15 protein-coding genes are annotated in these 20,171 nt (G+C 60.7%); 8 read left to right on the forward strand and 7 right to left on the reverse strand.

Annotated features, from left to right (window positions below; translation table 11 throughout):
* Positions 1-60 precede the first annotated feature (60 nt).
* A complete protein-coding gene (locus tag ACYZT4_RS00900) occupies positions 61-2,814 on the reverse strand; it encodes a response regulator (RefSeq protein WP_461984516.1) in 2,754 nt (917 codons plus the stop codon).
* A 195-nt stretch (positions 2,815-3,009) separates the two neighbouring features.
* Between ACYZT4_RS00900 and ACYZT4_RS00905 the strand changes: the two genes are divergently transcribed.
* The 8 genes from ACYZT4_RS00905 to ACYZT4_RS00940 all read left to right on the forward strand — a co-directional run bounded on the left by ACYZT4_RS00905 (position 3,010) and on the right by ACYZT4_RS00940 (position 12,633).
* Positions 3,010-3,732, forward strand: coding sequence for a response regulator transcription factor (locus tag ACYZT4_RS00905; protein ID WP_461984517.1), 723 nt, complete (start codon positions 3,010-3,012; stop codon positions 3,730-3,732).
* Positions 3,719-5,143, forward strand: coding sequence for a histidine kinase sensor domain-containing protein (locus ACYZT4_RS00910; protein WP_461984518.1), 1,425 nt, complete (start codon positions 3,719-3,721; stop codon positions 5,141-5,143). The genes ACYZT4_RS00905 and ACYZT4_RS00910 overlap by 14 nt, the downstream gene beginning before the upstream one ends.
* A 184-nt stretch (positions 5,144-5,327) precedes the next feature.
* Entirely contained in the window at positions 5,328-6,350 is a 1,023-nt protein-coding gene (locus ACYZT4_RS00915; RefSeq protein WP_461984520.1) for a PDDEXK nuclease domain-containing protein, read from the forward strand.
* A gap of 108 nt (positions 6,351-6,458) precedes the next feature.
* Entirely contained in the window at positions 6,459-7,361 is a 903-nt protein-coding gene (gene cysM, locus ACYZT4_RS00920; RefSeq protein ID WP_461984522.1) for a cysteine synthase CysM, read from the forward strand.
* Complete coding sequence (gene rlmD / locus ACYZT4_RS00925; protein WP_461984524.1) at positions 7,361-8,713, forward strand: 23S rRNA (uracil(1939)-C(5))-methyltransferase RlmD; 1,353 nt, start codon at positions 7,361-7,363, stop codon at positions 8,711-8,713. The genes cysM and rlmD overlap by 1 nt, the downstream gene beginning before the upstream one ends.
* A gap of 123 nt (positions 8,714-8,836) precedes the next feature.
* Positions 8,837-11,080: a GTP diphosphokinase gene (gene relA, locus ACYZT4_RS00930; RefSeq protein WP_461984526.1), complete on the forward strand. Its 2,244-nt coding sequence runs from the start codon at positions 8,837-8,839 to the stop codon at positions 11,078-11,080.
* Between the two features lie 125 nt (positions 11,081-11,205).
* Positions 11,206-12,039, forward strand: coding sequence for a nucleoside triphosphate pyrophosphohydrolase (gene mazG, locus ACYZT4_RS00935; RefSeq protein ID WP_461984528.1), 834 nt, complete (start codon positions 11,206-11,208; stop codon positions 12,037-12,039).
* A gap of 39 nt (positions 12,040-12,078) precedes the next feature.
* Positions 12,079-12,633, forward strand: coding sequence for a DUF2058 domain-containing protein (locus ACYZT4_RS00940; RefSeq protein ID WP_461984530.1), 555 nt, complete (start codon positions 12,079-12,081; stop codon positions 12,631-12,633).
* Positions 12,634-12,717: 84 nt separating this feature from the next.
* On the opposite strand, the gene ACYZT4_RS00945 is transcribed toward ACYZT4_RS00940, so the two are convergent.
* The 6 genes from ACYZT4_RS00945 to ACYZT4_RS00970 form a co-directional block, all read right to left on the reverse strand.
* A complete protein-coding gene (locus ACYZT4_RS00945; RefSeq protein WP_461984531.1) occupies positions 12,718-12,906 on the reverse strand; it encodes a hypothetical protein in 189 nt (62 codons plus the stop codon).
* Positions 12,907-13,196: 290 nt separating this feature from the next.
* On the reverse strand, positions 13,197-14,417 hold the full coding sequence (gene fabB, locus ACYZT4_RS00950) for a beta-ketoacyl-ACP synthase I (RefSeq protein ID WP_461984533.1): 1,221 nt from the start codon (positions 14,415-14,417) through the stop codon (positions 13,197-13,199).
* An 11-nt stretch (positions 14,418-14,428) separates the two neighbouring features.
* Positions 14,429-14,944, reverse strand: a complete 516-nt coding sequence (fabA, locus tag ACYZT4_RS00955) for a 3-hydroxyacyl-[acyl-carrier-protein] dehydratase FabA (RefSeq protein WP_140667384.1) — start codon at positions 14,942-14,944, stop codon at positions 14,429-14,431.
* A 247-nt stretch (positions 14,945-15,191) separates the two neighbouring features.
* Positions 15,192-17,093, reverse strand: a complete 1,902-nt coding sequence (locus ACYZT4_RS00960; protein ID WP_461984535.1) for an ATP-binding protein — start codon at positions 17,091-17,093, stop codon at positions 15,192-15,194.
* Positions 17,090-18,022, reverse strand: a complete 933-nt coding sequence (locus ACYZT4_RS00965; RefSeq protein WP_461984537.1) for an ABC transporter substrate-binding protein — start codon at positions 18,020-18,022, stop codon at positions 17,090-17,092. Before ACYZT4_RS00965 ends, ACYZT4_RS00960 begins: the two co-directional genes overlap by 4 nt.
* Positions 18,023-20,146, reverse strand: coding sequence for a TonB-dependent receptor plug domain-containing protein (locus ACYZT4_RS00970; protein WP_461984539.1), 2,124 nt, complete (start codon positions 20,144-20,146; stop codon positions 18,023-18,025).
* Positions 20,147-20,171 lie beyond the last annotated feature (25 nt).

Here is a 20,171-nt window from a genome sequence, read left to right on the forward strand (position 1 = left end):
GTGGGAGCTGGGTGAGCTGGGTGAGCTTACGCCCGTGGCAGCCAAACTCATTGCGTTGCATCAAGCATTAATACGCGCATGCGCCGCCAGTCGATCGATCGCCAGGTCGAGGTCTTCCAGCGCGCCGGGTGCCTTTGGGTCTTGCTGCTTGAGCAGGGTTTCGCTGCGCTGGCAGGCTGCGCGCAGTTGCGGCACACCGCAATAACGGGTGGCGCCATGCAGGCGGTGCACTCGTTCGATCAGCGCATTGTGGTCGTTGGTTTCCCGGGCCACGCGGATCGCTTCGCGGTCGGCCTCCAGCGACGCCAGCAACATCGCCAGCATGTCCGCTGCCAGATCCGCCTTGCCTGCAGCCAGACGCAAACCTTCTTCGTGATCCAGCACCTGCAGCTCATGGTTGCTGCCGTGGCTGTCGCCGGAACGCTCCGGCCCTTGATTGCGCAAGGCCAGGCCGGTCCACTTCAACACAACCTGGGCCAGTTGCCGTTCGCTGATCGGTTTGGTCAGGTAGTCATCCATGCCGCTTTGCAGTAGCGCGCGTTTTTCGTTGGCCATGGCGTGGGCGGTGAGGGCCACGATCGGCAGCGGTGTGCAATGCCGTTCACTTTCCCACTGGCGAATGGTTTCGGTGCTCTGGCGTCCGTCCATGCCCGGCATCTGCACGTCCATCAGCACCAGGTCAAACGTTTCGGTCTGCACCGCTTTGACCGCGGCGTAACCGCTCTCGACGGCGAGCACTTTCGCGCCGAGGTCTTCGAGCAGGGTTTGCACCAGCAGCAGATTGGCCGGGTTGTCGTCGACACACAGCACCTTCGGCGCACGACTGGACACCGGTTCGCCGGGATCGCTGCGTTGCTGGCGCGGATTGACCAGATCGGACAAGGCCCGGCGCAGCTTGCGGGTGCACGCCGGCTTGGCCTGCAACTGACTGTGGGGGTTGGGCACCGAGAGGTGGAACAGCGTCTGTTCGGTCGTCGGGCACAGCACCAGCACTTTGCAGCCGAGGTGCTCAAGGTCCCAGATGTGCTGGTTGAGGCGTTCCGGCGGCATGTCGTTGCTGGTGATGCCGAGCACGGCGAGGTCGATGGCCTGATCGGTCTGGTGCGCACCGGTCACGCCATTGGTCAGGCTTTCCAGGGTATTGAACGGCGTGACGTCCAGGCCGCAGTCTTCCAGTTGATGCTGCAACGCCTGACGGGCCAGTTCGTGATTTTCCAGCACCGCAACCCGGCGTCCGAGCAGCGGCGCGCTTGGCAAATCTTCGGCATCGTCGCGGGTCTTCGGCAGGCTCAGGCTGATCCAGAATTCCGAACCTTCCCCCGGCGTGCTGTCAACGCCGATCTCGCCGCCCATCTGTTCGATCAGGCGTTTGGAAATCACCAACCCCAAACCGGTGCCGCCGGGTTGCCTCGACAGCGAATTGTCGGCCTGACTGAAAGCCTGGAACAGTGCGCGCACGTCCTCGTTCGACAGGCCGATGCCGGTGTCCTGAATGCTGATGCGCAGTTGCACGCTGTCTTCGTGTTCTTCTTCGAGCATGGCCCGGGCGACGATCGTGCCTTCGCGAGTGAACTTGATGGCGTTGCTCACCAGGTTGGTGAGGATCTGCTTGAGTCGCAACGGATCGCCCACCAGCGACAGCGGCGTGTCGCGGTACACCAGGCTCACCAGTTCCAGCTGTTTGGCGTGAGCGGCGGGGGCGAGGATGGTCAGCGTGTCCTGAAGCAGGTCGCGCAGGTTGAACGGAATATGATCGAGTACCAGTTTGCCGGCCTCGATTTTCGAGAAGTCGAGGATCTCGTTGATGATCCCCAGCAGGCTGTCGGCGGATTTTTCGATGGTGCCCAAGTAGTCGAGCTGGCGCGGGGTCAGCTCGCTTTTTTGCAGCAGGTGGGTGAAACCGAGAATGCCGTTGAGCGGCGTGCGGATTTCGTGGCTCATGTTGGCGAGGAATTCGGATTTGATCCGGCTCGCTTCCAGGGCTTCCTTGCGCGCCAGGTCCAGCTCGATGTTCTGGATTTCGATGGTTTCCAGATTCTGGCGCACGTCTTCGGTGGCCTGATCGATGCTGTGCTGCAATTCTTCCTGAGCATTTTGCAGGGTGCCGGCCATGCGGTTGATGCCCGACGCCAGGTCATCCAGCTCTTGACTGCCCAGCGGTGGCAGGCGGGTTTCCAGATGACCGTCCTTGAGTTGTGCCACGGCTTGCTTGATCTGGCTCAGCGGCCGATTGATCGTGCGGCCCATGCGCAACGCGAGGAGCGCCGCGCCGGCCAGACCGGCGCCGATCAGCAGCAGGCTGGCAAACAGGCTGCGATAGCCGCGCAGCAACATGCCGTTGTGGGACAGTTCGACTTCGACCCAGCCCAGCAAGCGTTCGGCTTCTTCGGGAATCAGGTCGCCGGCCAGATTGCGGTGCTTGCCGAACACCGGCAGCAGATACCGCGTCGCATCGTTGCCACTGCGCCGCAGCATCTGCGAACCGTTGCCCAGTGGCGCCGGATTGAGCATGGTCGGGCCAGCGTGGGCGAGCAGCGTGCGTTCCGGGGCGAGGAACGTCACCGCGCGCACGTCGGGGGTTTCCAGGGATTGGGTAGCGATACGTTCCAGCAGCTCGGTGTCCTTGTGCCCCAGGGCCGAGGCGACGAGGGGCGCGAGCTGTTCGGCGATCATTTCGCCGCGCTGCATGAGTTGGGTTTGCAGGTCGGATTGCTGCATCCAGGTAAAATAGCCGCCCAGCACCAGCGCCATCAGGCTGGTCGGAAGCAAGGTCAACAACAGCACGCGGCCTTTAATCCCGAGTTTCTTGAGCACGCCTCTCTCCTGCATCCAGCCATTTAGGAACCTGCGCGTACATCCGACACGCGCCACCGGGGCAGTGTAGCGATTTGCATGCGGGCAATCTTCGTAAATTGATGTCGTCATTCGTCGGGGTGGTGGCAAGCCTTGGGTTGCCCCTGACGCCGCAATCTTGAATAATCGGCAACTGAGAATTATTTGCAGATACTCATGACTCCCATCTCTATTGGCCATCCCCGAATCCTTTCCATCGAAGACGACCTGGTGCTGGGCGCCTATGTGCACGAGCAGTTGGGCCGCAGCGGCTTCCAGGTGACCTGGTGCCAGAACGGACAGGACGGCCTGGCGATCGCGCGCGCGCAGGCATTTGATGTAGTGCTGATGGACATCCTGCTGCCGGGCATGAACGGTTTGAACGTGCTGACCCAGTTGCGCCAGAGCCATTCCACCCCGGTGGTGCTGATGTCGGCGCTGGGGGCCGAGGCGGATCGCATCAGCGGTTTTCGCCTCGGTGCCGATGATTACCTGCCCAAACCCTTCAGCATGGCGGAGTTGCGCGTGCGCATCGAAGCGATCCTGCGGCGGGTAGCGTTGGATCGTCGTCCGGCAGTGGAGCCAGTGGTGTTGTCGGCGGACAACCTGCGTTTCGACGATGAGCAATGCGAGGTGTTCTACGGCGCCCACGCCGCCGGCCTGACCCGCAGCGAATTTCGGCTGCTGGACACGTTGAATCGCAACGGCGATGAAGTATTGAGCAAAGCCTTCCTTTATCAGCACGTCCTGCAACGCGGTTACGCCGCCCACGACCGCAGCCTCGACATGCACATCAGTCAGATCCGTCGCAAGCTCAAGGCCATCGGCTACACCGAGCGGGAAGTGCGTACGGTGTGGGGCAAGGGCTATGTCTTGAGTGCCGGCCATGAAGTGCTCTGACATGCCGGGCAGGCATTCGCTGTTCTGGAAACTCGCTTGTTTGCTGGTGGCGTTCTGTCTGCTGATGATCTGGCTGAGTTGGTCGTGGGGCCGCTACATGGAGGAGCGCAATCAGTTCCTGTCGGATGAGGCCCGCGGCACTTTGGCGGGATACGCCGCCGACGCCGAGCAGGCGTGGCAGCAGCGCCAGAATGCCGGTGTCGATGGCTGGCTAGCGCAAATGCGCCAGCGCGAAGCGGGTTGGGCCGGCGTCATTGGTGCAGATTTGCAATCTTTGAGCAGCCAACCGCTGACGGATCCGGAAATCCAGCGCCTGACATTCCTGCGAGGCCTCGATTGGCCTATTCACAAAAAACGTCTTCCCTGGTTGCGCATACCGTTTCCCGGCGATTCGTCCGTTGGCAGCCTGGTCATCGAGTTGCCGCAGCGCTTCATGCCGGGACGCTATCAAATGTTCTGGCGCGTGATCACCAACGGCGTCATCCCCGGGCTGTTTACCTTGCTGCTGTGTGTCGGGTTGTATCGATTGCTGGTGGTTCCCCTCAATCAACTGCGCGAGCAGGCCAACGCCTGGCGTGCCGACCAGTTGGGCGTGCGCCTGTCGCGGCGCACGACCAACCGTACCGACGAATTGGGTGAGCTTGGCCGAGCGTTCGACCACATGTCCGAACGTCTGCAAAGCACGGTGGCCCTGCAACAGCAATTGTTGCGTGACCTCTCCCATGAATTGCGCACGCCGCTGAGTCGGTTGCGCGTGGCCAGCGAGGGCGAACAACGCCTGGCGCAGTTGCGCGAGCGCATTGGTCGTGAAGTCGACGGCATGCAGCGCCTGGTCGAAGACACCCTGCAACTGGCGTGGCTCGACACCGAACGCTCGCCGCTGCCCGACGAAGCGATCCAGATACAGGCACTGTGGGAAATGCTCACGGAAAATGCCTGCTATGAAAGTTGCTGTCCGTCAGACCAGTTGCAATGTCTGCTCGACTCATCCTGCTGGGTACGCGGGAATCTCAATACATTGGCTCAAGCGCTGGAAAACATCCTGCGCAATGCCATTCGTCATTCACCGAGGGGCGGCGTTGTGCGCCTCGATGGTCGGCGCGATGGTGGTTACTGGCATCTGTGGCTGGAAGATGAGGGCGGCGGGGTGGCTGAAGAAGATCTGGAGCGGATCTTCTCACCGTTCATTAGGCTCGACGGTTCGCGCCCGGGCAACGGCGGGTTCGGATTGGGGTTGAGCATTGCGAGGAATGCGGTGCAGCGCCAGGGCGGGCGGCTTTGGGCTGAAAACACGGGTTCGGGATTGCGGCTGAATCTGCGGTTGGTGGCCGATGTCGATGGCGTCAGTGATGACGTCTTCGCGAGCAGGCTCGCTCCCACAGTGGATGTGTGCCGACCGCACACTTCGTGACCACCCCGGACCCCCTGTAGGAGCGAGCCTGCTCGCGAAGAGGCCTCTTAAACCACCATCATTCTGACTTTTGCCGGAGCGTTCCGGAGTTTCTGTACGACATTTCCCAAAGGGTATCACCGGTAATTTGCAGCTGCCTTGACCGTTTAAGCTCAGGCTTTCACTCATATTCAAGGAGTTCGGAATGACTGCACCTTACGTTCCCGGCAATACAACCGACGACCGCTTCAACGAAGTGCTTGCACTGATTCACGGTGCCAGGCAACAGGCGATACAGGCAGTGAATACACAGCTGATCGAGCTGTACTGGCAGGTTGGTAGTTATATCAGTCGCAAGATCGAGCTGGCTGAATGGGGCGATGCAGTGGTTAGTCAGCTAGCCGAGCATCTGGCCCGGACACAGCCAGGGTTACGTGGCTTTACTCGACGTAATCTGTTCCGTATGCGCCAATTTTACGAGGCTTACCAAGGCAATGAAAAAGTGTCAGCACTGCTGACACAATTACCTTGGACCCATAACCTGCTCATTCTGACGCAAAGTAAGCTCCCGCAAGAGCGCGAGTTCTATCTGCGTTTGGCCGTCCAGGAAAAGTGGTCGACGCGTGAATTAGAGCGACAGTTCAAGGCCGCCCTGTTCGAGCGCAGCGTGACGCAGCCGGCAAAAGTCTCCGCGGTACTGAAACAGAATCACCCCTCGGCACTCGATATCTTCCGTGATGCCTACATGATCGAATTCCTCGACCTGCCCGGTGCCCATGCCGAAACGGATTTGCATCAGGGCTTACTGGCGCGTCTCAAGGAGTTTTTGATCGAACTTGGCCGCGACTTCACCTTTGTCGGTTCGCAATACCCTCTACAAGTCGGCGGGCGGGATTTCGCCCTTGACCTGTTGTTCTTCCATCGTGGGCTCAACTGCCTGGTGGCCATTGAACTCAAAGTCGGTCGTTTTGAACCAGAATATCTGGGCAAGCTGAATTTCTATCTGGAAGCGTTGGATCGCAATGAACGCAAACCTCACGAAAACCCGGCCATTGGCGTATTGCTCTGCGCCAGTAAGGAGGACGAGGTGGTCGAGTACGCGCTGAACCGCAGTCTGTCGCCAGCATTGATTGCTGAATACCAGGTCCAGTTACCGGACAAACAATTGCTGCAGGCCAAGCTGCATGAGTTCTATGCACTGAACGCTGCCCAATCGGACGAATACTGAATGGGTTGCTTATTCCCAGAAGCCATAAGCACCACACTTTGCGTGATATGGCCCGTGAACGTTTGCCGGTATGATAGGCGCCCCCGCAGTCTGGATTGCGAATACGCCATGACCTTGCAGTACCCAACCATCGCCGATTGCGTCGGCAACACTCCGCTGGTTCGTTTGCAGCGCCTGCCCGGCGCCACCAGCAATACCCTTTTGCTCAAGCTCGAGGGGAACAACCCAGCGGGTTCGGTCAAGGACCGTCCGGCGCTGTCGATGATTACCCGTGCCGAGTTGCGCGGCCAGATCCACGCCGGCGATACGCTGATCGAAGCGACCTCGGGCAATACCGGGATCGCCCTGGCGATGGCTGCCGCGATCAAGGGTTACAAGATGATCCTGATCATGCCGGACAACTCCAGTGCCGAGCGCAAAGCTGCGATGACCGCGTATGGCGCCGAGCTGATTCTGGTGACCCAGGAAGAAGGTATGGAAGGCGCGCGCGACCTCGCTCAGCGAATGGAAGCCGAAGGCCGTGGCAAGGTGCTGGACCAGTTCGCCAATGGCGATAACCCGCAAGCGCACTACACCACCACCGGCCCGGAAATCTGGCGCCAGACCGAGGGCACCATCACCCATTTCGTCAGTTCGATGGGCACTACCGGCACCATCATGGGCGTGTCGCGCTACTTGAAAGAGCAGAGCGACAACGTGCAGATCGTCGGCCTGCAACCGATGGAAGGCTCGGCGATTCCGGGCATCCGTCGCTGGCCGCAGGAATACCTGCCGAAGATTTACCAGGCCGATCGCGTGGACCGCATCGTCGATATGGCGCAAAGCGAAGCCGAGGACGTGACCCGTCGTCTGGCCCGCGAAGAAGGCATCTTCTGCGGCGTGTCCTCCGGCGGTGCCGTGGCAGCGATGCTGCGCCTGTCCCAGGAAGTTGAAAACGCGGTGATCGTCGCGATCATCTGCGACCGTGGCGACCGTTATCTGTCGACCGGCATTTTCGACGCGCCCAACTGATGGCCAAGCAAGAGAGAGGCCTGCGCTTCCAGCCCACCGGCGGCAGCAAGGCCCCGCAAATTCCCACCGGTAAAAAGCAGCGCTTGAGCATCGAGCGCCTGGCGAATGACGGTCGCGGTATCGCGTTCTTTGAAGGTCGCACCTGGTTTGTCCTCGGCGCGTTGGCCGGCGAAGAAGTCGAGGCGCGCGTCCTCGGTGCCCACGGCAAAGTGGTCGAAGCACGCGCCGAGCGAGTGTTCCAGGCTAGCGCACTGCGGCGTCCGGCACCGTGCCCGCATGCCGGTCGCTGTGGTGGTTGCAGTGTTCAGCATTTGCCTCACACCGGACAGCTCGCCCTGAAACAGCGCATGCTCGCCGAGCAACTGTCGAAGGTCGCCGGTGTCGAACCCGAAGAGTGGGCGGCGCCGTTGAGTGGTCCGGAGTTCGCTTACCGTCGCCGCGCCCGCGTCGCCGTGCGCTGGGACATGAAAGCGAAAAGACTCGACGTCGGTTTCCGTGCGGCAGGCAGCCAGGACATCGTCGCGATCAACGAATGCCCGGTGCTGGTACAGCCCTTGCAGCCGATCATGACGCGCTTGCCGGAAATGTTGCGGCGCTTGAGCAAGCCTCAGGCGCTGGGGCATGTGGAATTGTTCAGTGGTTCGTCGCTGGCGGTTTTGTTGCGGCATATGGCGCCACTGTCCGAATCCGATCTGACGATCCTTAAAGATTTTTGCGCGTTCCATAAAGCGCAGTTGTGGCTGCATGGCGACGGTGAACCGCAGCCGGTCGAAGCCGATCAGTCGCTGGGCTACCGTCTCGAACAATGGGACTTGAACCTGGCCTATCGGCCGGGAGATTTCATCCAGGTCAACGCGGGGGTGAATGAAGCGATGGTCGCCCAGGCGCTGGACTGGTTGAAGCCAGCCTCCGATGAGCGCGTTCTCGATCTATTCTGTGGCTTGGGCAACTTTGCCTTGCCGCTGGCCAAAGCCGTTCGTGAAGTGGTGGCGGTCGAAGGTGTGCAGACGATGGTCGAGCGTGCCGCCGCGAATGCTGCCAGCAACAATTTGCATAACACCAAGTTTTTTCAGGCCGATTTATCCCAGCCGTTGACCGATGCCGAATGGGCGCGTGAAGGCTTTTCTGCGGTACTCTTGGACCCACCGCGTGACGGTGCTTTCGAGGTGGTGCGCAAGCTCAAGGCACTGGGCGCGCAACGGTTGGTGTATGTGTCGTGCAACCCGGCAACGCTGGCGCGCGACACCGTTGAATTGGTCAAGCAGGGCTACCGGTTAAAACGTGCCGGGATTCTCGATATGTTTCCTCAGACGGCACATGTCGAGGCCATGGCGTTATTTGAAGCGAGCTAGGAAGGCTCGTCTGGTCCGACTGACCTGCCCGTGCAGCATTCGTCCTGGCCCCGCGAATGCTTACCGGCAATGAAGGTCAGCGATTTGACGCATTGAATCTGCGTCGTAGGGAAGGTAAGCAAGATGGTACAGGTGAGAGCACACCAGCCGATCAACACCGACGGCAGTATCAACCTCGAGGCCTGGCTCGATCATGCGGTCAGTGTCGATCTGGCACTGGATCGCGAAGCCTTGAAGGAAGCGTGCGAGTTCGCTCGTGTGTCCGAACAACAAGCCAATGCGGCGAAAAACCTGTGGTCCGAAGGCACCTCGAGTTTCCGCACGGGCCTTGAGATCGCCGAGATTCTCGCCGACCTCAAACTCGATCAGGATTCGCTGGTCGCGGCGGTGCTGTACCGCGGCGTGCGCGAAGGTCAGATCGAATTGCCGGCGGTGAGCCAGCGGTTCGGTCCGGTGGTCGCCAAACTCATCGACGGCGTGTTGCGCATGGCGGCGATCAGCGCCAGCCTGAGCCCGCGTCAATCCCTGGTGCTGGGCACTCAGGGCCAGGTTGAAAACCTGCGCAAAATGCTCGTGGCCATGGTCGACGACGTACGCGTCGCGCTGATCAAACTGGCCGAACGCACCTGCGCGATCCGTGCGGTGAAAACTGCCGACGACGAGAAGCGCAACCGGGTCGCCCGGGAAGTCTTCGACATCTATGCGCCGCTCGCCCACCGGCTCGGCATCGGTCATATCAAGTGGGAGCTGGAGGACCTGTCCTTCCGTTACCTCGAGCCCGATCAATACAAACAGATCGCCAAGTTGCTCCACGAGCGACGCCTGGACCGCGAGCGTTTCATCGCCGACGTGATGGGCCAGCTCAAGAATGAATTGCAGGCCACCGGCGTCGATGCCGACATCAGCGGCCGGGCCAAACACATCTATTCGATCTGGCGCAAAATGCAGCGCAAGGGCCTGGAGTTCAGCCAGATCTACGACGTGCGCGCCGTTCGCGTGCTGGTGCCGGAAATGCGCGACTGCTACACCGCGCTCGGTATCGTCCACACCTTGTGGCGGCACATCCCGAAAGAATTTGACGACTACATCGCCAACCCTAAAGAGAACGGCTACCGCTCGCTGCACACTGCGGTGATCGGGCCTGAGGGCAAGGTGCTGGAAGTGCAGATTCGCACCCATTCAATGCACGAAGAAGCCGAACTGGGCGTTTGCGCGCACTGGCGCTACAAGGGTACCGACGTCAAATCCGGCTCCAACCACTACGAAGAGAAAATTTCCTGGCTGCGTCAGGTCCTCGAGTGGCACGAAGAGCTGGGCGATATCGGCGGACTGGCAGAACAATTGCGGGTCGATATCGAGCCGGACCGGGTCTATATCTTCACGCCGGACGGCCACGCCATTGACTTGCCGAAAGGCTCGACGCCGCTGGACTTCGCTTACCGCGTGCACACCGAAATCGGCCACAACTGCCGTGGGGCGAAGATCAACGGGCGCATCGTTCCGCTCAACTACAGCCTGCAAACCGGTGAACAGGTCGAGATCATCACCAGCAAGCACGGCACCCCGAGCCGCGACTGGTTGAACTCGAACCTGGGTTACATCACCACGTCGCGGGCGCGGGCGAAGATCGTCCACTGGTTCAAATTGCAGGCTCGCGACCAGAACGTCGCCGCCGGTAAAACCTTGCTCGAACGCGAACTCACTCGCCTCGGTCTGCCAGCGGTGGACTTCGACAAGCTGGCCGACAAGGCCAACATGAAAACCGCCGAGGACATGTACGCCGCGTTGGGTGCCGGTGATTTGCGCCTGGCGCAACTGGTGAACCTGGCGCAGCAACTGGTCGAGCCGGAACGTGGCAACGAGCAGCTGGAACTGATTCCGCGCAAGGCCACCGGCTACAAACCGGGCAAGCGCGGCGACATTCAGATCCAGGGCGTCGGCAACCTGATGACGCAGATGGCCGGCTGCTGCCAGCCATTGCCGGGCGATGCGATCGTTGGTTACATCACCCAGGGCCGTGGCGTGAGCATTCACCGTCAGGACTGCGCCTCGGTGCTGCAACTGGGCGGACGCGAGCCCGAGCGCATCATCCAGGTCAGCTGGGGCCCGGTGCCGGTGCTCACCTATCCGGTGGACATCATCATCCGCGCCTACGACCGTTCCGGTTTGCTGCGTGACGTCTCGCAAGTGCTGCTCAACGAGCGGATCAACGTGCTGGCGGTCAACACCCGCTCGAACAAGGAGGACAACACGGCGTTGATGTCCCTGACCATCGAGATTCCGGGGCTGGATGCATTGGGTCGGTTGCTGGGGCGGATTTCCCAGTTGCCGAACATCATCGAAACCCGGCGTAACCGTACGCCTTGATGACCGCGCCGATCCAATGTGGGAGCTGGCTTGCCCGCGATGGCATCACCTCGGTTCATCAGATGACCGAGTTGATGCCATCGCGGGCAAGCCCGGCTCCCACAGGTTCTTGTAGAGACTGATCGATGTATTCACTTGAAGATTTGCTGCACCTGATGAATCGCTTGCGCGACCCGCAGTTCGGTTGCCCGTGGGACATCAAGCAAACCTACGCCAGCATCGTCCCGCACACCCTCGAGGAAGCCTACGAAGTCGCCGATGCGATCGAGCGCGGCGATTTCGATCACCTGCAGGGTGAGTTGGGCGATTTGCTGTTCCAGGTGGTTTATTACAGCCAATTGGCCCGCGAAGAAGGGCGCTTCGAGTTTGCCGGCGTCATCGACAGCATCACCCGCAAACTGATCCGGCGTCATCCGCATGTCTTCCCCACCGGCGATCTGTACGCGCCGCTGGAGGTTCCGCGCTTGAGTGAAGAGCAGGTCAAACAGCGCTGGGAAGAGATCAAGGCTGAAGAGCGCGCCGAGAAATCCGCGGCGCCGGAACAATTGTCGTTGCTCGACGACGTACCCGCTGCGCTGCCGGCATTGTCCCGTTCGGCGAAGTTGCAGAAGCGCGCAGGGCAGGTTGGTTTTGACTGGCCGGATGCCTTGCCGGTGCTCGACAAGGTGCGTGAAGAGCTCGATGAAGTGCTTGAAGCCATGGCGGACAACGACTCGGCAGCGATTGCCGATGAAGTCGGGGACCTGCTGTTTTCCGTGGTCAATCTGGCGCGGCATTTGAAGGTTGATCCAGAAACCGCACTGCGCGGCGCTAACAGCAAATTTGAAAGACGCTTCCGTTTTATCGAACAGGCATTGCGCGACACCCACCGTCCCATAGAAGATTGCACCCTCGAAGAGTTGGACGCCCTGTGGGGCGAAGCCAAACGTCAGGAAAAGAATTTGCCCAGCTGCGGTTGAGCAGTGGCCCAAGCGAGAACCAAGCGAGAACCAAGCACGATGAGTATTTCCCTTCGTGACCAGTTGCTAAAGGCAGGGCTGGTCAACCAGAAGCAGGCCAAACAGGTCGGCAAAGAGAAGCAGAAGCAGCAACGTCTGGTCCATAAAGGCCAGATCGAGCAGGACGACACCCAGCAGCGTCTGGCGCAGGAAGCGTTGGCCGAGAAGATCAAACGTGACCAGGAGCTGAACCGCCAGCAGCAGGAGAAGGCCGAGGCCAAGGCCCGTAGCGCGCAGATCAAGCAATTGATCGAAGTCTCGCGCCTGCCGAAGCTGACCACCGAGGACTACTACAACTTCGTTGACGACAAGAAGGTCAAGCGCCTCTCGGTCAACACGCTGATGCGCAACAAGCTCAGCAACGGTTCGCTGGGGATCGTGCACCATGCCGGCGGTTACGAGGTGATCCCCCGTGAGGCGGCCCTGAAGATTCAGGAGCGCGATCCGCAGCGTATCGTGCAACTGAATGTGCAGACGGCGGAAACGGCAGCAGAAGTGGCCGCTGAAGACGATCCGTACGCAGCTTTCCAGATCCCGGACGATCTGATGTGGTAAGCCTTTAAAGACAGCGATAACGACAAACCCCGCTATTGGCGGGGTTTGTCGTTTTCAATGCTGTAGTTGCTTCGAACTCTGCGCCTAGGCGGTAAGCCGCTCACGCTTCTGCTCCAGCGTTTCCAATTCGGCTTTGTAGTTGTGTGCGTCGGTTTCAGAATGGAACATCCCGACCAGCATGTCTTGCTGATGCACATCCCAAATCCGGATACCGGCAGCTACGCCTTCGTGGGACATATGTGAATCGTCGCGTTCAGTTACTTTCACAGTCATCTGCTGGCTCCAATCTCAGTTACCTGCACCCAGGCGTGTGCAGGACTCTGTTATAGGTTTGAATAGCTTGCTAAGTAAACGCCTGGGTTTGGCAATGAATCATTGCCGATTCTGCAATAGTCCTGCAGCCCGCGTAATACGCGACATTCGGTCGCAGGGCGTTGAGTCATATGACAAAAGCTTCATGTTTCAGGCCCGTTCGTTGTGTTGTGCCATGCGTCTTTTTTCAGGCAAAAAAAAACGCCCCGAACCAGTCGGGGCGTTTTTGTGTGCAGCGAAGCGGCGGGGTTTTACTTACCCTGCCAGCGCTTCAGGACCAGGGTAGCGTTGGTGCCACCGAAGCCGAAGCTGTTGCTCATCACCGTGTTGAGGGTAGCGTTTTCGCGCGTCTTGGTCAGGATCGGCATGTCCGCAACAGCCGGGTCCAGCTCGTCGATGTTAGCGGAGCCGGCAATGAAATTGCCTTCCATCATCAGCAGGCAGTAGATCGCTTCGTGAACGCCGGCGGCGCCCAGGGAGTGACCGGACAGGCTCTTGGTGGAGCTGATGGCCGGAGCCTTGTCACCGAATACCGCGCGAACCCCTTCCATTTCCTTGGCGTCGCCGACCGGAGTCGAAGTGCCGTGGGTGTTCAGGTAGTCGATCGGGGTATCCACGGTGGACATGGCCATCTGCATGCAGCGGATGGCGCCTTCGCCGCTTGGAGCGACCATGTCGTAGCCGTCGGACGTCGCGCCGTAGCCAACGATTTCCGCGTAGATTTTTGCACCGCGGGCCAGAGCGTGTTCCAGCTCTTCGACCACCACCATGCCGCCACCGCCGGCGATGACGAAACCGTCACGCTTGGCGTCGTAGGCGCGGGAGGCCTTTTCCGGGGTTTCGTTGTACTGGGTGGACAGGGCGCCCATGGCGTCGAACAGGAACGACTGGCTCCAGTGTTCTTCTTCGCCGCCGCCGGCAAACACGATGTCCTGCTTGCCCAGCTGGATCTGCTCGACCGCGGTACCGATGCAGTGAGCACTGGTGGCGCAGGCAGAGGAGATCGAGTAGTTCACACCCTTGATCTGGAACGGCGTGGCCAGGCAGGCGGAAACGGTGCTGCCCATGGTCCGCGTTACGCGGTACGGGCCAACGCGCTTCACGCCTTTCTCGCGCAGGATGTCCAGCGCTTCCATCTGGTTGAGCGTGGAGGCGCCACCGGAGCCGGCGATCAGGCCGGTACGCGGGTTGGAGACTTGATCATCGGTCAGACCGGAGTCGGCGATGGCATCTTTCATGGCCAGGTAGGCATAAGCCGCCGCGTGGCCGACGAAGCGATAGATCTTGCGATCGATCAGCTCTTCGAGGGGAAGGTCAATGGAGCCGGAAACCTGGCTACGCAGACCCATTTCGGCATATTCCGGGTTGAACCGGATGCCCGGGCGACTTGCACGCAGGTTAGCGGAGACGGTCTCTTTGTCATTGCCCAGGCACGAAACGATGCCCAGACCAGTGATAACGACGCGGCGCATGCGGATAACCCTTAGAAGTTTTCAGTGGAGGTGAAAACGCCGACCCGAAGGCCTTCGGCGGTGTAGATCTCGCGGCCGTCGACACTGACCGAACCATCGGCGATGGCCAGGTTCAGCTTGCCTTTCAACACGCGTTTGATCTGAATGTTGTACGTAACTTTTTTGGCGGTCGGCAGGACCTGGCCGAAGAATTTCACTTCGCCCGAACCCAGCGCACGGCCGCGGCCCGGCAGACCTTGCCAGCCCAGGAAGAAGCCGACCAGTTGCCACATGGCATCGAGGCCCAGGCAGCCTGGCATCACCGGGTCACCTTCAAAGTGGCAGGCGAAAAACCACAGGTCCGGAGTGATATCCAGCTCGGCGACCAATTCACCCTTGCCGTACTTGCCACCCTCGGCGCTGATATGGGTGATGCGATCCACCATCAGCATGTTCGGGGCGGGCAGTTGTGCGTTACCTGGGCCGAACAGCTCGCCGCGACTGCAGCGCAGCAGGTCTTCCCGAGTAAAGGCGTTTTGTTGGGTCATGCGAGCTCCTCAATAATCCCATGCGGCAGGTGGGGCAAATCTTCCCGGCCGTCCGAAGCGTTCATGCCTCGAGTCAGCAGCCTACTCATAGACTATTGCGTTGTGGTGAAAGTCACAGCACCAAGGACATGAATGTACACTTGTGCACTGAAATTTTTATTCAAGCCCCTTTTCGAGGCTGTTCGGGTGCCTAAGACTGCCGCACTTTCGCCTTTCACGCCAGTCGCAGATGGTCGAAAGGCCTGCACTACTGCACCCATCGCTGCAGAATTTGCTGCAAATCCGTGCGTTTGAACGGCTTCGCCAGGTAATCGTTCATTCCTGCGGATAAGCAGGTTTCACGGTCGCCCTGCAAGGCGTTGGCGGTCAATGCAATGATCGGCAGATCAGTGCAGCCGGGCAGTTGGCGAATCTGGCGGGTGGCCTCGTAGCCGTCGATGATCGGCAGTCGGCAGTCCATCAGAATCGCTTCGAAAATCAGGCTCTCGGCACTGCGTACCGCCTGGGCGCCGTCCGTGGCGACGCTCACAGTAAAGCCCAGGCTACGCAACATCGCTTCGATGACCGTCTGGTTGACCGGGTTGTCCTCGACCAGCAGCACATTGCGGCCTTCGCCGTTTCCACTGCCGGTGTGCGTGCGCGGCGGCAATACTGGCAGTGCCTGTTCAGAGAGCGCCAGCGGGATTTCCAGGGTGAACACCGAGCCACGACCTTCCTCGCTCTGGGCGCGCAAAGTGCCGCCCATGCGCTCCGCCAGTGTGCGGGCAATCGGCAGGCCCAGCCCCGTGCCGCCGTAACGCCGTGAGATAGAACTGTCGGCCTGCTGAAATGCGTTGAACATCAACTCCAGGCTTTCGGACGAGATGCCAATCCCGCTGTCACGCACGGTGCAGGTGAACCACAGCAGTTCGTGATCCAGCGACTGCCACTGCGGTTCGATGCAGACGCGCCCCTGCTCGGTGAACTTCAGCGCATTGCCCACCAGGTTCACCAGAATTTGCCGGATGCGCGTCGGGTCGCCCTGAACCTGCAAGGCGCGCATGTCCTCGGGAATCACCAGGGACAGCTCGAGCCCGCGTTGCACCGCGCTGTGCTGGAACGACTGGGCGCAACTGCTGATCAGGTCCGCAAGGTTGAACGGAATGTGTTCGAGTTCCAGTTCCGAGCGCTCGATGCGCGAGAAGTCGAGAATGTCGTTGATGACTTTGAGCAAGTGCTCAGTGGACTCCGAGGCCAGCGCCGCGTACTCGACCTGTTCTTCGGTCATGTCGGTGGTTTCCAGCAGTTGCAACATGCCGAGCACCCCATTCATCGGCGTGCGCAGTTCGTGGCTCATCATTGCCAGGAAATCGGATTTGGCGTTGTTGGCCTTTTCCGCTTCTTCACGCGTCTGGATCAACTGGGCCATGGCCTGATGCTGTTCACGGCTGGCCTGTTCGAGACCGCTGGCGAGGTTGTTGATGTGTTGCGACAGCGCACCGAGTTCGGTGTCGTCGACAATGGGCAGCGGCGTCTTGTAGTCGCCGCTCTGGATCGCCTTGACCGCGTTACCAATGTCGCGGATCGGCTGCGACAGGCTGCTGGCCAGGCGCCGGGCGATCAGGAAGGTAAACAGCAGGGCGAACAACGCAAGGATGCCGGCCTTGAACAGGATTTCCTGTTGGCGCTGGCTGAAGGCGTCGTTCGACAGACCGACGATCACCCGGCCCAGGTAATCCTCGGCGGGGGCGTTGGTGGCGAGATCGCTGCCCTGGAAGAACTCATTGTGCAGCGCGATCCGTTGCAAGCGCACCGGCGCCTGGAACACCTCGACCTGTTGCGAGCGGGTGTGGGTTTCCGAGGGCTGCTCCACGTAAACCAGGATTCGGTTGGCGCTGTCCTGGACTTCTAGAAAACGCACATTGGGCGTGGCCAGGGTAGCCTTCAGCAAGCTTTCGAGCACTTCGTTGTTGCCGGAAATCACCCCATATTCGGTGGCCGGGGCCAGTTGATTGGCGATCAGTTGACCGGTGTGGTTGAGCTCCTGACGCAGGTCCTGGATCCGCACGAAGGTGAAGAAACTGATCAGCAGCAACGTCAGCAACAGGGCGGGGCCGAGGCTGATGATCTGGGTGCGGGTACTGATGTCCCAACGACGATGAAAAGTCACGGGCGGCTTTCTCCTTCGGCCAACTGTGTTGCGACCAGCGCTTCATTGATCTGTTCAATACCTAATGAACGAGCCACTTGCGGGTTGCTCAAGACTTTGAAGCGATTGGCGTAATGCGTGCGTGGCCAGGTGGCCGGTGGCTGGTCGAGCAACTCGTCAAGAATCGCCAGCCAGTCGCTTTGATCGCTGTAGCTGCTGCTCAGGCTCCCGGCCTTGACGAACCCTGCGTTCGGGCCAATCAGCGCGGTTTGCCGTGCGTAGCTGCTGAGCAGCAGGTTCTTCGCGGTTTTGGGGTTGTACAGGTCGGGGTCGTCGAGGCCCAGCAGCACGTCGCTGTTTTTCAGCAGCGCCTGCAAGGGTCGACTGTCATCGGTGTTGTCCCAGCGCTGGGTGACGATCTCCAGGCCCAGCGGTTGGGCGGCGTGGCGCAGTTCGCTCAACAGGAATTCACTATGGTTGTCGTACAGCACGCCGATGCGCCGGGCTTGCGGCAGCAGGATTCGAGTCAGGCGTAACTGCCGATCCGGCGGCGGGTCGCTCCAGAGCAGGCTCAACTGTGCAGGCACACTGGTTCCCAGGCGTTGACGGGCTTGCAGGCGGCTGATGCGCAACACCAGCGTCGCCGGCCCTTGGGCCTCTTGCAGGCGCCAGTCGAGGCTCGGCAGGTCCAGCAGGATCAGTCGGGTTCGGGCGGGCAACTTGCCTGGCGCCGGTAGATGGGTCAAAGGCTCGAAGCGCACCGTGTCGTCAGGGCGTGATTGGCCGAGGGCTGCCGCGAAAGCCTGCATGCCGGAGCTGTCCTCGGCACCGACCAGCAGAATGTTCTCGGCGCTGGCCGCCAGGCTTCCCAGCCAACCGGCAAACACCAGGCACACCCCGGCCAGCACGCGGCCAAGGGTTGGCGTCTTGCGCGACCGACACGGCAACATCTAGAACGCTAACTCGGCGCTGAAGTACATAACGTGCCGCTGATCGTAAATGTTGTCGACAAACGTGGTGGGCTGATTGTCGAGGCGCTGCTGGAGCACGCCGGCCAGTTCGAGGCTGGCCTTGCCCAGACCGATGCGTTTGGCAACGCGCGTATCGACCCGTTCGAAGCGATAGCCGTTGAGCGCGTCGTCACCATAATAGAAGAGGGCGCTGTTCCAGCCGTGCCCCCAGTTGCGCAGCCAACCGACAGAGCCACTGTTGCGTGCGGTCTGGCGGGCGTCCAGTGGATTGCTCGCCCGGGCATCGACGTAGGCATACGTCAGGCGCAACCGATCGGCAGGGCTCAGCCGCCAGTCGAGCTGGGTTTCAGCGCCGGTGAAGCGCGAGCTGTTGGCGTTGCTGGCGATGTACTGATTGTTGCGCAACGGCTCGCTGATCATGCCGGTGATTTCGTCGTGGAACAGCTTGACGTCCACCGCCAGTCCCCGCTCGGCGAAGTAGCCGTTGTAGCCCAATTCCCTGGAACGCATGTGTTCCTGCTCGAGATTGCCGGGGCCGCGGGTCCTGACGAAATAGCGCGCACTGTTCTGGCCATAGGCAGCAGGTTGCAGGTTGGTCACCCGGTAGCTCCAGTTGACGTTGTTCTCGAACATGTCCGGGGAGCGGATGGCCTCCGAATACACCGCACGCAAACCGTGACGCGGCGTGATCAGGTAGTTGACGGCCACGCGCGGGGTTAGTGAACTGCCGGTCAATTGCGTGTCTTCGAACATCGCACCACCCTGTAACAACCAGTGTTCGCTCGCCCGCCACTCGAGTTGGCCGAAGGCCCGCCACGTCGTGTCATCGAGTGTCCCGTTGAAATAGGTCTCGGAATCGGCCCGGTCGTAACGATAGTTCATGCCGCTGACCAGTCGCAGACTGTCGGACAGACTGAGGGTGTCCTGCAGTTCGAGGTCGTAGCGCGATTCCCGGGTGCTCTGGTCGATGTCGCCGCACAGGGTTTGCCGTGCGCCCGTGCGCCACTGCCCCAGCACTTGATTGGCCAGCATTTGTTCCGCTGCTGTGCCGGCGGGTGCGCCAGGGCCAAGGTAACGCTCGATATTGCGCGCCAGGCGTTCGGTGTAGTTCGGGTCAAGCTGCCAGAGTCGGGTCAGTTCGGGGCTGAACGAGACTTCGGCGTCGCAGGCACGCCAGGTCTGCTGCCGATCCCAATGCTGGGCCGAGCCTTGAACGTACAGGCTGTGATCGGGATTGAGGTCGAAATTCCAGCGCAGGGAACCGGCGTAGTCCTTGGCCACCACATCGGAATTGTTCCCGGCGGCAGTAATCCCCGAGAACACCGGGCGGTAGGTATACGGTCGCTGGTTGGTCCCGTCCTTGGCATTCAATTGCCAGTCGATGCTCTGGTTTTCAGCGAGCGTCTGGCTGACGGCGAGGTTGAAGCGATTCAAGCGGCGACTGTCACGGTAGTCGGCGCCCCTGCGATCCGAGTCAAAGCCGTCGTCTTGCTGGCCGGATAGCGAAAGGCGCAAGTCGCCGCCGTCCCAGCCCACGCCCTCACTGGCGTAAAAGTCGTCGATCCCGCGCTGGCCCCGGGTGACTTTCATCCGCGTGCCGTGGCTGTCCGACGGGTTGCGCGTAATGATGTTGACCACCGCCATCAGCGCATTGGCGCCGTAACTGACGGTGTTCGGGCCGCGAAAGACTTCGATACGCTCAATGTCTTCCATCGCCACCGGAATATCGCTCCAGTCCACCGTGGCCAGGCCCGCGCGGTACACCGAGCGGCCGTCGATCAATACCTGCAGGCGCCGCGCTTCGCTGGCGTTGGTGCCGTGGTAATTCACCGCTGCCTGATTGCCGCTGATGTTGCCGACCATCATCCCCGGCACCAGCCGCAGCAACTCACTGATGTCGCGGGCGCCGCTGGCGTCGATCAATTCGCTGTCGATCACCGTCATGCTTCCCGGCACGGCGGCCGGCGACTGTTTCAGGCGCGTAGCCGTCAGCACTGGCGGCAGCGGCTCGCTGTCGAGAAACAAGTCGTCGGCCAGTAAAGGCTGGCTGAGCATCAGCGCCAGGACCAGCGGCGCGCGGGGTGAAGCGGAGCCAAACGACACAACACATCCTTGATAGCGAATAACT

The organism is Pseudomonas sp. GB2N2, from assembly GCF_054897705.1.

Coding starts and splice junctions, on each gene's coding strand:
- ACYZT4_RS00905 (WP_461984517.1), top strand. CDS start 3,010: ATGACTCCCATCTCTATTGGCCATCCCCGAATCCTTTCCATCGAAGAC.
- ACYZT4_RS00910 (WP_461984518.1), top strand. CDS start 3,719: ATGAAGTGCTCTGACATGCCGGGCAGGCATTCGCTGTTCTGGAAACTC.
- ACYZT4_RS00915 (WP_461984520.1), top strand. CDS start 5,328: ATGACTGCACCTTACGTTCCCGGCAATACAACCGACGACCGCTTCAAC.
- cysM (WP_461984522.1), top strand. CDS start 6,459: ATGACCTTGCAGTACCCAACCATCGCCGATTGCGTCGGCAACACTCCG.
- rlmD (WP_461984524.1), top strand. CDS start 7,361: ATGGCCAAGCAAGAGAGAGGCCTGCGCTTCCAGCCCACCGGCGGCAGC.
- relA (WP_461984526.1), top strand. CDS start 8,837: ATGGTACAGGTGAGAGCACACCAGCCGATCAACACCGACGGCAGTATC.
- mazG (WP_461984528.1), top strand. CDS start 11,206: ATGTATTCACTTGAAGATTTGCTGCACCTGATGAATCGCTTGCGCGAC.
- ACYZT4_RS00940 (WP_461984530.1), top strand. CDS start 12,079: ATGAGTATTTCCCTTCGTGACCAGTTGCTAAAGGCAGGGCTGGTCAAC.
- ACYZT4_RS00945 (WP_461984531.1), bottom strand. CDS start 12,906: ATGACTGTGAAAGTAACTGAACGCGACGATTCACATATGTCCCACGAA.
- fabB (WP_461984533.1), bottom strand. CDS start 14,417: ATGCGCCGCGTCGTTATCACTGGTCTGGGCATCGTTTCGTGCCTGGGC.
- fabA (WP_140667384.1), bottom strand. CDS start 14,944: ATGACCCAACAAAACGCCTTTACTCGGGAAGACCTGCTGCGCTGCAGT.
- ACYZT4_RS00965 (WP_461984537.1), bottom strand. CDS start 18,022: ATGTTGCCGTGTCGGTCGCGCAAGACGCCAACCCTTGGCCGCGTGCTG.